This is a genomic window from Enterobacter sp. C4G1, assembly GCF_052886895.1.
Genome location: NZ_JBQVVV010000002.1, coordinates 1,915,943 through 1,929,623, shown reverse-complemented (window position 1 = coordinate 1,929,623; position 13,681 = coordinate 1,915,943). Strand labels below are relative to the sequence as shown.

At 49.7% G+C, this 13,681-nt stretch carries 11 protein-coding genes and 1 pseudogene; 3 read left to right on the top strand and 9 right to left on the bottom strand.

Annotated elements, in window-relative coordinates:
• Nucleotides 1-30: 30 nt before the first annotated feature.
• A complete protein-coding gene (locus ACT9TW_RS22965) occupies nucleotides 31-1,212 on the top strand; it encodes an aminotransferase-like domain-containing protein (RefSeq protein ID WP_446493792.1) in 1,182 nt (393 codons plus the stop codon).
• An 87-nt stretch (nucleotides 1,213-1,299) separates the two neighbouring features.
• Entirely contained in the window at nucleotides 1,300-1,809 is a 510-nt protein-coding gene (locus tag ACT9TW_RS22960) for a DUF6622 family protein (RefSeq protein WP_446493791.1), read from the top strand.
• 3 nt (nucleotides 1,810-1,812) lie between these two features.
• On the opposite strand, the gene nudI is transcribed toward ACT9TW_RS22960, so the two are convergent.
• The 3 genes from nudI to ACT9TW_RS22945 all read right to left on the bottom strand — a co-directional run bounded on the left by nudI (nucleotide 1,813) and on the right by ACT9TW_RS22945 (nucleotide 3,511).
• Nucleotides 1,813-2,238, bottom strand: a complete 426-nt coding sequence (gene nudI, locus ACT9TW_RS22955; RefSeq protein ID WP_446493790.1) for a nucleoside triphosphatase NudI — start codon at nucleotides 2,236-2,238, stop codon at nucleotides 1,813-1,815.
• Between the two features lie 75 nt (nucleotides 2,239-2,313).
• The gene (locus ACT9TW_RS22950) at nucleotides 2,314-2,565 is read right to left on the bottom strand and encodes a HigA family addiction module antitoxin (RefSeq protein WP_182062158.1); all 252 of its coding nucleotides are present in this window, start codon (nucleotides 2,563-2,565) and stop codon (nucleotides 2,314-2,316) included.
• A 508-nt stretch (nucleotides 2,566-3,073) separates the two neighbouring features.
• Entirely contained in the window at nucleotides 3,074-3,511 is a 438-nt protein-coding gene (locus ACT9TW_RS22945; RefSeq protein ID WP_446493868.1) for a hypothetical protein, read from the bottom strand.
• 695 nt (nucleotides 3,512-4,206) lie between these two features.
• On the opposite strand from ACT9TW_RS22945, the pseudogene ACT9TW_RS22940 reads away from it, so the two are divergent.
• Nucleotides 4,207-4,527: pseudogene (locus ACT9TW_RS22940) on the top strand (serine hydrolase); the annotation flags it as partial.
• A gap of 835 nt (nucleotides 4,528-5,362) precedes the next feature.
• Here ACT9TW_RS22940 and ACT9TW_RS22935 read toward each other — a convergent pair.
• From ACT9TW_RS22935 to ACT9TW_RS22910, 6 genes are all read right to left on the bottom strand, one after another.
• Nucleotides 5,363-6,655, bottom strand: coding sequence for a PAAR domain-containing protein (locus tag ACT9TW_RS22935; protein ID WP_446493789.1), 1,293 nt, complete (start codon nucleotides 6,653-6,655; stop codon nucleotides 5,363-5,365).
• Nucleotides 6,656-6,662: 7 nt separating this feature from the next.
• Nucleotides 6,663-7,352: a hypothetical protein gene (locus ACT9TW_RS22930; RefSeq protein ID WP_446493788.1), complete on the bottom strand. Its 690-nt coding sequence runs from the start codon at nucleotides 7,350-7,352 to the stop codon at nucleotides 6,663-6,665.
• Between the two features lie 324 nt (nucleotides 7,353-7,676).
• Complete coding sequence (locus tag ACT9TW_RS22925; RefSeq protein ID WP_446493787.1) at nucleotides 7,677-7,988, bottom strand: hypothetical protein; 312 nt, start codon at nucleotides 7,986-7,988, stop codon at nucleotides 7,677-7,679.
• Between the two features lie 890 nt (nucleotides 7,989-8,878).
• Nucleotides 8,879-10,048 (bottom strand): HlyD family type I secretion periplasmic adaptor subunit, encoded by a 1,170-nt coding sequence (locus tag ACT9TW_RS22920; RefSeq protein WP_446493867.1) that lies wholly within the window; start codon nucleotides 10,046-10,048, stop codon nucleotides 8,879-8,881.
• A gap of 10 nt (nucleotides 10,049-10,058) precedes the next feature.
• Nucleotides 10,059-12,245 (bottom strand): type I secretion system permease/ATPase, encoded by a 2,187-nt coding sequence (locus ACT9TW_RS22915; RefSeq protein WP_446493786.1) that lies wholly within the window; start codon nucleotides 12,243-12,245, stop codon nucleotides 10,059-10,061.
• Nucleotides 12,242-13,642, bottom strand: a complete 1,401-nt coding sequence (locus tag ACT9TW_RS22910) for a TolC family outer membrane protein (protein ID WP_446493785.1) — start codon at nucleotides 13,640-13,642, stop codon at nucleotides 12,242-12,244. The genes ACT9TW_RS22915 and ACT9TW_RS22910 overlap by 4 nt, the downstream gene beginning before the upstream one ends.
• Nucleotides 13,643-13,681: the final 39 nt, after the last annotated feature.

Sequence of the window (13,681 nt, the reverse complement as noted above, 5' to 3'; positions counted from 1 at the left end):
GCACATCATAAAAAATAAGGTTACAAGAGAATGTCTGTTAATAAACTCGCCAGCAGTGCACAAGGCCTGCAATCATCTGCCATCCGTGAATTATTAAAACATAGCAAAATGGCGGGAGTAATTTCGCTGGGCGGTGGCATTCCTAATCCGGCGCTTTTCGATCACGAAGGCCTTAAAATTGCCGCAGATGCCGTTTTATCACAGCATTTTGGTGAGGCCTTTCAGTATGGTCTGACAGAGGGTGTTCCGGGCCTGCGCGAGGCAGTTCAACAGATTTGTATTGGCCGTGGAATTACCTGTAAAGCCGATGATGTGGTTATTACGTCCGGTTCGCAACAATCCCTTGATGTACTGGCCCGCGCATTAATTAACCCAGGCGATATCGTCGTGGTGGAACGTCCTACTTATCTGGCTGCTTTGCAGGTATTTGGACTGGCGCAGGCGCAATTTGAATCGGTGGGCACTGACGGCGACGGCATGATTGTTGATGAGCTTGAAGCGCTGGTCGCTAAAAAGACCATCAAAGCGGTTTATATTGTCCCGACCTTTGGTAATCCTGGCGGCGTAACGCTGTCTGAAGCTCGTCGTAAACAGCTGGTGGAATTATCCCTGCGTTATGACTTCGTGATTATTGAAGATGACCCGTACAGCGAAATTAATTACACCGACGAAGTCTTCCGCCCGCTGATTGCCCATGCCAAAGATATTGGCAACGAAGATAACGTGGTTTATACCTCCACCTTCTCTAAAATTCTCGCCCCGGGAACCCGTGTGGGCTGGGTGCTGGTGCCAGAGTGGCTGAAACGCGCGGTGGTGAATCTGAAACAGACTACCGATTTGCACACCAGTACCCTGTCGCAGCTGATGACCTATGAATATCTGAAAACTGGCCGTCTGGCGGATCAAATTAAAATGATCCGTGAAGCCTATCGCCAGAAATATCAGACCTTCGCCAGTGAGCTGGAAGCGGAACTGGGTGATGTGATGTCATTCCATAAGCCGAAAGGTGGCATGTTCCTGTGGGCGAAAATGAATAACAGCATCAATACGACCCGCTGGCTGGAAAAAACGCTCAGTAACGGCGTAGTATTTGTACCGGGTGAGTTTTTCTATTGCAACGAGCCGGACCATACGACGTTGCGAATGTCGTTTGTTACGCCAACGGATGAGCAGCTGAAAGAGGCTGTAAGACGCCTGAAAATATCACTGTAATTTCCTCTGCCCATTGTGGCATTTACGCCGCAATGGGCAATACTGATCCGGGTCTTAACGTTTTGTTATTCCGCCACGGTGAGCAACATGTCTGAATTGATTATCGGTATCCTGACCCATACACCCGTCTGGGTGTGGGTGCTGTTTATTTTTCTGATATCACGTGGGATTAAAGCCCGTAAACCCGCCATTGTGACGCTCGAAAAACTCGCCATTATTCCTGCCATTTTTCTGGTCTGGGATATTTACGACCTGGTGATTTACCGTCAGCTTACTCTTACAACCGTTGCTCTGTGGATTGCAGGAATAGTGGCGGGCGCAGCGCTCGGCTTCATGCTGATAAAGTCGGCTGCCATTACGCGTGCTGGCGCACCGCGCAGTATTTCCCGACAGGCAGATTATTCGGCGCTACCGTTTATGATGCTGGCATTTCTGGTGAAATATGTGCTGGGTGTGATGAGCGCCATTTCGCCGCAAACATTGCAACAGCCTGCCATGAGCGCATTCGCCATTGTCTCTGGTGGGGTGTTTGCGGGGGTGTTTATTGGCAAATTTATCCGGTACACGAGCGTTTTTTTCGCCCGCGTACCCGCGTGAGGATTACAGCAACCCTTTCTGGGCGAAGGTGATGCGAGTGGCTTCGTTCAGATCCAGAGCTTTAAGTGACTCCGGCTGTACCCAGGCAATCTCCTGAAACTCTTCATTAAACGTTACTTCACGGTTGGCACTGAAGCAGTCGAAGATCAGGTAAATCATGTAAATCTCTTCCGTGCTGCCGTCGGCGTAGGTTTTCACGCGGATGTCATCGCGAAAGGCCCAGGGCTTCACGTCGGTTATCTCCAGCGCTTCGCCCAGCTCTTCGCGAATTTCACGGCGTAGCGCCTGCTCCATGGTTTCTCCTGGTTCCATCCCGCCACCGGAAAGCGCCCACTGGCCGGGGAATACCCCACGGTCATCGGCCATTTTGCACAGCAGATAAGCCCCGTTGTTCTGAATAATCGGACAGACAATCGTACGTTGACGCATGGTTTCTTCCTGAAAAATGAGAGTGGTTTATGGTAGCAGGTACGTGGTGCCAGGTGTGTTACTGGTGGCTGATTTTCACCGTGGGTTATCAGGATTTTGTTGTAGGTTCAGCCAGAATTCGACACTGGTGTCGAATGTCTTTGCGAGACGGGAAGCCATATCTGCAGTAAGAATGATTTTATTGTTGATCAGCGCGCTGGCTGTATTGGGGTCTACGTTCAGCATATCGGCCAGATCGGAGATTTCCATATTAAGCGGTTTAAGATACTCGTATAGCAACACATCGCCTGGTCCGGTGGGTATACGTAGGTCTTTATGGTTATTCATGATTAATACCTTGTTTATGTGTGTGGTCTGACGCACGCATCCTGTGGGAGAGGGTTAGGGTGAGGGGGAACATACGGCTGTGGTGGTCATTCCGTTCACTTTATGTTCCTTGCTACTCTGTCACCACATTACCGGTGAACGTGCCAGGGTGGCTCACCGCCACCACCCTGGCGACCCGGGCTCCCGGCAAGAAAATCGTCGCTACGCGAATTGTTCGCCCCATCCCTGGGGCTCACCCCTTCGGGGCCAGCGCAGGCGCTGTCCAAAATTGCTCCCGGCAATTTTGTCCTCAGCTTATTCCTTTCGGCTTTCGGGTCGGGCGCGATGCAGCGTCCATGCAAGTCGCGCCCTCTCGGCGCATCCATGCGCCTCGCCCCGGCCTACAGGAAACGCTTCGGCGATTTTCAGCCGGACCATGGAGTCGCTGTAAGCATTTTATTTTAATGAAGTTATTTAATCGCTTATCGAGTAGGCCGGGTAAGGCGTAGCCGCCACCCGGCTTTTACATTTAACCCAGTAACGCGACGCCAGCCTCTGTTCTCAGCCAGCGCGGAGCTTTTAACAGGTCGGCAAAATAACGGGTCAGTTCAAACAGTAAATCACCCATCACGCGGGCTGATTCAGGGGCAAGTGCACCACTGATAAGTAACTGCGCGATCTCCTCGCAGTAACGGTTGAGCTGATCGGATTCTGTGGTAAATGCGGGGGCATGATCGGGAAAAACATCCACGGTAAGACGTTCCTGTAAATATTCAGGAACCGGCTCCAGCAGCATCGGGCGGAGCAGGGCGAGGCTGGTGGCAAGACGGCCACAAAGAGCCATTTTTCTTGCGGGATCGGTTTCTTCTACCAGAGCCTCACAAAAACGTTCGCAGTTGTCGGCAAGGTCGATGAAGTCGGTGTTGTGATCGAATGGGGTAGTGAAAAGCGCGTTGCTGGTATTCATGATGTTTAATCCATTAAGTGATGTTTTACCGCCACCGGAAATGCCAATTTCCAGGGTGGCAGGACTGAACGGAGTTGGCATTACCGGCCTTAATGGATACCGGCGCGTCTTGCGACGCCCCCGTCCAGCCCACCATTGAGATGTAACCAGACGCATGGCGCAGTAAAGTCCGCGCCACCATTAAGTTTAACCAGGATGCCAATCCCGACGCCAGATTTTGCTGGTGTGGAAGAAACATACGCTCGAATAACCTTATGAAAAAGAGGGTGAGAAAGGAGAAGTTGAAACCTGCGAGATGGCTTCAGGAAAGATGTATGGCGTTGCAATGACCTGTGGTGTGTTGCCCTCTGCTCTTCAGGGGGAGAGTTAGGGTGTGGGGGAACATACGGCTGTGGTGGTTATTCCGTTCACTTTATGTTCCTTGCTACTTTGTTACTACATTACCGGTGAACGTGCCAGGGTGGCTCACCGCCACCACCCTGGCGACCCGGGCTCCCGGCAAGAAAATCGCCGCTTCGCGGATTGTTCGACCCATCCCTGGGGCTCACCCCTTCGGGGCCAGCGCAAGCGCTGTCCAAATTAAGTAGACCACTTCAGCTTATTCCTTTCGGCTTTCGGGTCGGGCGCGATGCAGCGTCCATGCAAGTCGCGCCCTCTCGGCGCATCCATGCGCCTCGCCCCGGCCTACAGGAAATGACAGGGCTACGGTAGAGCAGTTCACTCAAAGCTCGCCAGAAGACGCTACGTTTGGCCTGGGCTGGCGTGTAAATGGTAATGCTTCGATGACACCAACTTTCGGTGTGCTGGCAAGTTCTCTGACATATGGCCACACCGGATGGACAGGTACTCTGACGGCCATCGACCCGGCTAACAATATGGCTATCGTTATCCTCGGTAACAGGCCGCATTCGCCAGTGGCGAATCCTTCCGTGAATCCTAATGTGTTTGTCAGCGGTTTATTGCCAGCGGCAACATATGGATGGATTGTTGATCAGATATATGGTGCATTGAAATAAATTTAAAACTATTAAAAAAGGACTCCATTGGAGTCCTTTTTTAATCAAAAAGAAAATTGATAATGCCATTTCGATTTATAAATATCACCAACAGACTTAATAATACAATTAAAAAGCCCAATAATCAAATAATAATGAATATATTAGTGTGCTTTCCTGGTAAGCTATTAATAAAGGAAGCGCAAGTATTAAAATGATTGAATCTATCACTATATGCTTCCTTGTTTGGGATGGAATATATTCGCTTTAAAATAAATAATCACAAGTGAGCTATGAAGAAGATCCTATGCAGTCATAGCAACAATTATTAATGCAATAAATACAATAGTCATTAATACACTAAGATAGAAAGTTATTAAGAAAATATTTGTTAACTCTTTAGGCAAATCTCTTATAAATTTCACTTTTTCATCCTGTAAACCCAAACTAGAGGGCATATTGAACACAAGAGGAATTATAATGAAATTCATTTTGATGTTATATCCGATAATAAAAAAAAGGGCTTGATGTATTAAATAATTTCGCTTCAAAAGGTAAAGTTCCAAATTCTTTTTTATATAAATCACAAATAATATAAAACTTATTATTTTCAACATGCATTAAAATAAACATTAAAATTAAACCTAAAATTACTATGCATGTTAAAATTAAAAATACATATTCTGCCATAAATATATTTACCTTTTTCTTTCGGTAGGGGTTATTAAATACTCCTGCCGGATTTTTAATGAGAATAATTATATATTTTTTCAGCTATGATTTCACCACTTACTTCTCCAGCTTTACTAAGACCAAACCCGGTAAGTGCAGGTACAACAATTTCACAAGCAATAGCTCAAACTCCTCCAGCGGGCGCACTAAGATATGATAATACAACTACACAGCCAGTAGATGCTGCAACTGTCGCACTTCTTAATAATATAGGAACAAGTATACCACCTGAGAACTTTCCAATTTCTGTATAAGTGGTTTTTTCACACTCCCTTCCAACAGTACAGGCATCATAGATTGAATTCATTCCATTTAAAGCAGATAAACCAATGCCTACTTTATTAAAGGTTTTCATAAGTTTAGCAAGCTTTGCAGATTTTTCTATATAAGTTGCATAACCTTCAATATCATTAACGCCAGTTTGATTCCATCTATGAATGATCGAAGATGATGATAACCTTAAGGCTTTTTTCATATCATCATACTGAGCAAGACCTATATTGTTTCTGAAAATCTTTAAAAGTATCCCATCTAATTCCTTAAATAATTTTCTACGTTCAATAAAAAATTGTTCCCCTATCAATGTCCCACGAGTTAAATATTGGTTTTTATATGCATCATGAATTTTAGTTAAAGTTTTCTCAATTTCACCAAAATATTTCTCAGACATATCACTTATAACCCCTCCATAATCTGAACCATATGAAGTAACCATATCTATCAAATTTCTGTTTTGATAAAGGAATCTGGCTTCATCTAATGAAAGAGGCTCTAAAGCGTTATCAATTCTATCTCTGGCATTTTCCAGATGTTTGATTTGTTCTGGATTTTGGCGTTCAGGATCAGCAATGATAACTATTGAACCAGGTTTTTTCTTTATATCCGGATTCAATTGATTATACAACTCCTTAGTACCATCTGGGGGAGTATTGAATAAATAAGGTTCAAAAGCTTTTGGCGTTGCACCATAAGGCAGAACGCAAAATCCTGCATCTACGAGTTCCCGTTCTTCCTGTGGCTCTGTAGGCGCTTCAGCAGGTTCTACTACTGGTGTAACAGGTTTTGGTGTTGGTGATGATTCTGAGTGTATGAGGGAAATGGGCCGGGTAGCACTCACAGAACTTTTAATAGCTTCAGATTCATATCCGTAAATGCAATTAGTAAAAGAATTTATAAAATAGCATTTGCAGGCACACGTTCCCCTGCTATGTGCAGTCCCGGCTGCCTGAACGCCATGTATAGAATAATTGGGGATACCTCCTGCTATACGATATGTTTTTTTATCAGCACCACAAATATACTTATCACCCATCCGTGCTGTAGCCTGACCATGTATCGAATGAGAATCACATCCTTCTATAATACTGCCACCACAAGTAGTTTTATCACCACGCACTAAAAAATATCCAGTACCCATTACGACCTCATTTAATCAAAGTTAGATTATCCGGATTATTAAAAATCCAGTTGTTTTTCCAGGTAACAATATATTTACAGTCTTCTATACTGTTAGATTCAGTTAAATTAATATGATTGTATGCGAGTAAGGCTTGCACCATAATTTCATTATCAGAACCTGTCATAAATCCGGTATACTCTTTAAAATCTGAAAATCTTCCTCTCCAGTATTTTTCAAAGCGCTCAACAACGCTCGAAGGTATTCTTAATATTGCATGACCTTCTTTATTTGCTACAGCATTGGAATTATAGGTTACAGGAATCGTAACCTGTACCAGATGATAACCTGAATACATTAATTGATTATCTTTATTTGCCCAAAAACCTGCACTAAGTAATACATTATAATCATCAGTGTTTTTAACACTCTGATTATGTATCATCATTTCCTTAATATTTAATTCATTCAAAGAATAAACCACCCATTTTTGCCGGAATTTTTTCTCCAGATGAATGCTGTATATTGCTGCTTCTATTCTCGAAAAAAATACCATGATCCCTTCTAATCCTTCACGGTATTTCCTCCAGAGTGGCTCTAACATTTTTTCTTCTTTGTTTGTATTGCTGTTATATAAATCAACAACACGGGCAAGAACCCATAATTCATGCTGACATATATACTGATTGATGTTTTTATCTTCCTGAAAAAAATACATGCGTCATTCACCTCCTTTTATTAAAGGCTGAACATCACACGTTTTTATAATTAGATAATGAGGTCATGATCACACTAGCAATAAAAAAGCCTGAATTTTTTTCTTTAAAATTCAGGCTGTAAATTGATATTCAATTAATAATCATCGCGCGAATAATTTAGAGGGTTTTTTGGTTCTCAACTATCATTTCAATTCCTTTAAGTCCGTCGACGGAAAGCAGTAAGTTTAAAGCCTTTCCCCATTTTTAAGTTGTTTCATGTTTTTCAATGAAATAATCATATTTATCATAGTGCTTTTTACTGATTGTCTTGTTTATATGTTGGTTTACAATATCACGTTCGTTTTCAGAAAATGCAGCATACCCGCCAAAGTTTTAAATGTACGGCGTATATCCCTCATCGTAAATGACTTATCAAAATGTTTGCGGGTGATCTGTACAGAGGTGATCTCGTTAGCTGATTCATCACCTGTAAAAAGCTTCAGCTTGATTAGCTGTTCCAGGTGTGCGCCGTATTGACCGATTGTACTGCGATGGCCAGAGAGCGATTTAAACGCCTGAAATGCTCCAAACAGCTCGCGCAGTGTTCCGGTGCGCATTTTTTTACCCATCGCATCAGAACGTGCCTGGTGCGCCATACCTGCCAGTTCAGCATAACGTTGCGTTGCCTGTTCGAGCGTGAAGTGAGGCCAGTCTCCCGCGTTTTAAACTGGCGCTTTCCCCCGACCTGGAAACGATAGACGAAAGACTTACGTCCTGAAGGGAAAATTTTGATACCTAAACGTCCGGTGCCTCTTGTACCATCATCCCGGAAAAAATAGTAAGCATATTCTTTTGTGCGTAGTCCGCCGATCACACTATCATTTAACCGCATTGTTGCTATCTCCTTTTGCATAAGCGGTGCATACAATTTGCATAACGGCGGGTGTCGTTGTGGGTGCTATTACGTTGAAACCGTATGCATTCACTTGAGATTGCACAACTATTAAATTGGCTTGTTAATCAGTTGGTTATAACAAGTTTGTGATTGGGTTGGTTATAGTCAATGATTTTGAATGTTCCTCTCCCGGTGGGTTGAGGAATCCCCACAAAAATACGAGCACGGACGGCTCCCTCTCCTTTTTGGGGAGAGGGCTGGGGTGAGGGGGAACATACGGCTCAGGTGGTCATTCCGTTCACTTTACGTTCCTTGCTACTCTGTCACCACAATACCGGTGAACGTGCCAGGGTGGCTCACCGCCACCACCCTGGCGACCCGGGCTCCCGGCAAGAAAATCGCCGCTTCGCGGTACCCTCAGCGTTTGCTCCAGGCTAATCGGGGACGGGCGGATGAAACGTCCCTGTAAAGCCGCCCTCGCCGCGCATCCATGCGCGTCGCCCCGGCCTTCCGTAAACGCTTCGGCGATTTTCAGCCGGACCATGACACCGCTGTAAGTCCCTTAATTCAATGGCGTAATATCATCGCTGAATTAAAGACAAAAATTACTGGGGAACCCTCAGCCCGGTGGGAGAGGGAGAAAACCAAAAATCACCGCTCTCTCAGCGCCTCTTTCGCCCGGTTAAACGGCTTAATCATATAATCCAGCACGGTTTTTTCGCCGGTTTTGATATCCACCGTGGCAATCATCCCTGGCACAATCGAAAAATGCCTTCCCGCTTTATTCACCAGGAAATCCTGGCTGGTGCGGATAAACACCCGGTAATAAAACACTTCCGGTTTGGCTTCGTCCTGAATGGTGTCCGGGGAGATGGTTTCCACCACCCCGTGCAAACCGCCGTAAATGGCGTAGTCATAGGCGGTTATCTTCACCAGTGCTTTTTGCCCGGGATGAATAAAGGCGATGTCGCGCGGCGAAAGGCGGGTTTCGATCAGCAGATGATCGTCCACCGGGACAATCTCCATCAGCTCGCCGTTCGGCGGGATCACACCGCCGATGGTCGTGACTTTGATGTTTTTCACAATGCCGCGAACAGGGGAGCGTACCGTCAGGCGGGTAACGGAATCCTCACGTCCTTTAAGAATAGCGGAGAGCATATCCACTTCGGCATTGGCTTTTGACAGCGCCTCGCGCGCCTGCACGTAATACTGCGAACGCACGTCTGTCAGCTTGAGTTCCAGGTCGCTTTTCTGCCGCTGAAGACGCAGCACTTCAACGTGGCTGGCGGCACCGGTTTTTACCAGACGCTCCGTTATCGCCAGCTCTTTATTCGCCAGACTCAGGGCCGAGTTCAGTTCACGCACGGTGTCTTCAAGCTGTGCGCGGCGGGATTTGTAGAGATGGGTTTCGGTGGCGAGAAGGTCAGGCCAGGCTTTTAATGATTCAGGAAAAACCAGCGGCAGGTCGTTAACTTCTGCGGTTAAACGCACGCTGGACGCCAGCGATGCGCGGTAGCGGGCGGCACTTTCCCCCATGTTGGACTCAGAACGGGTCGGGTCGAGCCTTGCCAGTACCTGGCCTGCCTGAACCTGATCCCCTTCATGCACGTTCAACCCGGCCAGTATTCCGCCATCGAGCGACTGCAATACCTGTTCGCGAGAGCTTGGGATCACTTTGCCGGTTCCCGTAGAGACTTCATCCAGCATTCCGAACCATGCCCATACGCCGGTAACGATAAACAGCAGAAGTGTCCACAGTACAATGCGCCGCGCGCCGGAATAGCCGCTTTCCGAATCAAGCGTATTGTCCAGATCGTCCATCGTTGCGGCATCACGCTGACTGGTTTTCATTTTTCCACTCCCGTCCGTTCGCCTGTTGCTGCATTCGGCTGTTGTTGAGGGCCTGCGCTTTCGGCGCGTCCATGACCAGCATCCCTTCTTTCAGTACCACCACGCGCTCAACCAGTTCCAGTACGGGCACGCGGTGTGTGGCAACAACCAGCGTGCGGTTGCCCAGCCACTGACTCAGGCGCTGAATAAACTCGCGTTCGGTATGTTCATCAAGAGAGGCAGTGGGTTCGTCGAGCAGGACGATATTGGGATCGCGCAGGAGCATTCGCGCCAGCAAAATGGACTGCCGCTGGCCGCCGGACAACCCCACACCATTTTCCATGATCGGGTAGTCCAGCCCCTTTGGTAGCTTCTGTACAAAGCTCGCCGCGCCGCACATCTCCAGCACATTAACGATCTCTTCGTCGGTGGCGCGTGGCATCCCGAGCGTGATGTTCTCGCGCAGCGTGCCGTGGAATAACCGCGCATTCTGGGTCATAAAGCCCACGTTGCGCCGCAGGTCGGCCACGTCCAGATGCGGCAGGCTGAGGTTGTCCAGCCGCAGCTCGCCGCTGGCCAGCTCCATACCGCCCGCCAGCGCCTGAAGCAGCGTCGATTTGCCCGCGCCGTTGCGACCGAGGATCGCGATGCTCTCACCGGGTTTGATCTCCAGCCGGTTGATGCGCAGCGCCATGCGCGGGTCTTCCGGGTGATAGCGAAACTGTGCCTGATCGAAGAGATAGTGCCCGCGCAGCACATCCTGGCGAATCGGGGTGTCTTCTCGCAGGTTTTCGGTGGGCAACTGCATGATGCTGTCCAGGCCCTCTTTGGCGGCTTTCACCTGCTGCCAGCGCGCCAGCACGCCGCACAGGGTGGCCATCGGGGCAATCATGCGCGAGGCCAGCATCGAGGCGGCAACCACGGAGCCCGTGGTTAAGGTGCCTTCGATAACCATCGGTGCGCCGAAAACGATCACCCCTGCGTAGACCAGGCTTTGGATCGTCATCCCCCAGTTGATCAGCCCCTGGCTCAGCTCGCGGGTGCACAGGCCAGATTCTGCGGTGATCTGGATGTAGCTGTTCCACTGTTGCAGGAAGCGGTTTTCCGCCTGCATCAGCTTGATGTCTTCCAGCCCCTGAACGCTCTCGACCAGTACCGCATTGCGCAGGGTGGACTCATGGGCCGATTGTTTCGCCAGCTCCGCCAGCTTTTTCTGCAACAGAATACCAGGCAGCACCATCAGCACGGCGGCTACCGGCGCAATCCACGCCAGCGGTGGGGCAATGATTGCCAGCACCACCACAAACAGCAGAAAGAAGGGCAGGTCGACAATGGTGGAAATGGTCGACGAGGTGACCATTTCGCGGATCTGCTCCAGCTCGCGCAGCTGCGAGATAAAGCTGCCGGTGGAGCGAGGCACCGCGCTGTTACGCAGGCGCAGGGCATGGCCAAAGACCCGGTCAGAGACGCGTAAATCGGCGCGTTTACCCAGCAGATCCATAATGTGACCCCGGGCGATACGCAGCACAAAGCCAAACAGGGTGGCAATCAGCACGCCAATCGTCAGCACATACAGGGTGGGGTACGACTGGGCGGGGATCACCCGGTCATATACCTGCATCGAAAAGACCACGCCAGAAAGGGATAACAGGTTGATAAAGAGGGCAGCCAGCATTACCCAGGTGTAGGGGCGCAGGTCGCGCATTACCAGTCGGTAGAGCCAGTCCGGACGATACTTCGAAATATAGGCATCCACGCGGCTGTCTTTTAAGGCCGCCAACGGGCGCAGGGCGGCAACATGGTGAATGGCGGGCAGCAGCGCCTGAAGGGATAGACGGTTAGTTTGCGGCGTGCTGTCGATAAAACAGATCTCCAGCGTGTCTTCGCCGTCAAAGTACTCAATGACGCCAATCTTGCCCTCTTTCAGCTCAACCACCAGCGGCAAACGCCAGCTGTTGATGGCGTCCTGCGTTGAGTGCAAAAGCTGGAACGAAAGCCCGGCCTCACGCGCCAGCAGGGTGAGGGCGTTGATCATCGGTTTGCCGCTGAGCCACGGGGCGTCCGCCACCAGCGCGCCGGGGGAACAGGCTACCCGGTAGTGATCGGCAACATGACAAAATGCCTGGGCCCAGTGCGCCAGGGCCTGATCCGAAATCGGTTCGTTTTGCGATGGGTCGGTGTGTTTCATGGCTGGATCTCCACTGACTGGATCGTGCGGTTATCCAGGCTAAAGGCGTGGCGCATACGGCCCGTGTTGTACAGGCAGTTCAGCTGGAGTTGATGCAACTGGCCGAGCGTTTGCTGCTGAGTAAAACGCGCCTGGTAGACCTCTTGTTCGGCGTTTAGCACGTCCAGCAGCGGGCGTGAGCCAAGCTCAAGATACTGTTGCTGGTAGAGCTCGCGGGTGCGCACGCTGAGCGATTCCTGGCGGGACTGGATCTGCAATGTGCTGAGCAGGCTCATCACCTGGCTGCGCGATTCCAGCAGTTTTTGTCTGACATCCAGCCGCGTGCGTTGAATGGTAGACTGTGCCGCTTCAACCGCGTGTCCGGCTGCATTGCGCCGCGCGGTTAACCCGCCGCCCTGGTAGAGCGGCATCTCCACTTTCACCCACGCGGAATACTGGGTGCGATCCAGCGAACCGTGTCCCGCATAGTTGTCATTCAGATAGTGGCGAACTTCCGGCTCCAGCGAGACGGTCGGGGTCATCTGGGCGTTGGCGTAGTCCAGGTTGGCCTGCGCGATATTAGCCTGCGCCCAGGCCGCAAGCACCGCTGGCACCAGCCGGTCGTCTGGCTCAGCGATGTCGCAGCTGCGTTTCATTCGGTCCGGGAAATCATTGCTGATTGCGCCCAGTGTATTCCAGCCGAGGTTGCTCATCAGCGTGGCGCGCGAGCTGTCCAGGTTGGCCTGATACTGCATTAACTGTGCGCGTGCGCCTTCAACACGGGCATCGGTTTGTACTACGTCTGAGAGCGACGTCGCCCCTTCGTCGTTACGCTGGCGGGTGAGCTTGCCGATTGCGTTCAGGGCATCAAGCTGCTCTCTGGCGGTTTCAACCATCTGTTGCCAGGTCTGAACCTGCACCATGGCGGTGGCCGTGTCGTGGGCAATGGTATCGATACTGACCAGCACATTGGCCTGCTGTTGTGCGACGCCAGCGTTTTCGGCGCGCACCTGGCTTGCCACTTTGCCGAAGTCATACAGCATTTGCGAAAGCGAGAGCACCAGAGAAGGGGTAAAACCGGAGTCGCCGCCATTATGCGTGTAGCCGCTATCCATCCCGGCGTTAACCTGCGGATAGTATTTCGATTTGGCGACATCGACCTGTTCTGATTGCTGGAAGAGTTTTCCCACCGCTTCGCTGATGGCCGGATGCCAGCTCACGGCGCGGACGACGGCGTCATCCAGGTTTAATACGCCCGGCGGTGTTTTACTGACCGGAAGCGCAACGCGGCCTTCAAGAGAGGGAAGTTCCTGCTCAGCACTCAGCTGTTCGGCGTTGATCACCACCGCCTGAGCAGGCAACACGGGTACAGAAAACAGGCAGCACGAGAGCCACCAGCGAGGCATTCTTTTTCTCATGTCTTGTCCCTAATAAAAGAGTACCGCTTTATGTTGTCT

Excerpts from the sequence above, each read along its gene's own strand:
- ACT9TW_RS22965 (WP_446493792.1), top strand. The coding sequence starts at position 31 with ATGTCTGTTAATAAACTCGCCAGCAGTGCACAAGGCCTGCAATCATCT.
- ACT9TW_RS22960 (WP_446493791.1), top strand. The coding sequence starts at position 1,300 with ATGTCTGAATTGATTATCGGTATCCTGACCCATACACCCGTCTGGGTG.
- nudI (WP_446493790.1), bottom strand. The coding sequence starts at position 2,238 with ATGCGTCAACGTACGATTGTCTGTCCGATTATTCAGAACAACGGGGCT.
- ACT9TW_RS22950 (WP_182062158.1), bottom strand. The coding sequence starts at position 2,565 with ATGAATAACCATAAAGACCTACGTATACCCACCGGACCAGGCGATGTG.
- ACT9TW_RS22945 (WP_446493868.1), bottom strand. The coding sequence starts at position 3,511 with ATGAATACCAGCAACGCGCTTTTCACTACCCCATTCGATCACAACACC.
- ACT9TW_RS22935 (WP_446493789.1), bottom strand. The coding sequence starts at position 6,655 with ATGGGTACTGGATATTTTTTAGTGCGTGGTGATAAAACTACTTGTGGT.
- ACT9TW_RS22930 (WP_446493788.1), bottom strand. The coding sequence starts at position 7,352 with ATGTATTTTTTTCAGGAAGATAAAAACATCAATCAGTATATATGTCAG.
- ACT9TW_RS22925 (WP_446493787.1), bottom strand. The coding sequence starts at position 7,988 with ATGGCGCACCAGGCACGTTCTGATGCGATGGGTAAAAAAATGCGCACC.
- ACT9TW_RS22920 (WP_446493867.1), bottom strand. The coding sequence starts at position 10,048 with ATGGACGATCTGGACAATACGCTTGATTCGGAAAGCGGCTATTCCGGC.
- ACT9TW_RS22915 (WP_446493786.1), bottom strand. The coding sequence starts at position 12,245 with ATGAAACACACCGACCCATCGCAAAACGAACCGATTTCGGATCAGGCC.
- ACT9TW_RS22910 (WP_446493785.1), bottom strand. The coding sequence starts at position 13,642 with ATGAGAAAAAGAATGCCTCGCTGGTGGCTCTCGTGCTGCCTGTTTTCT.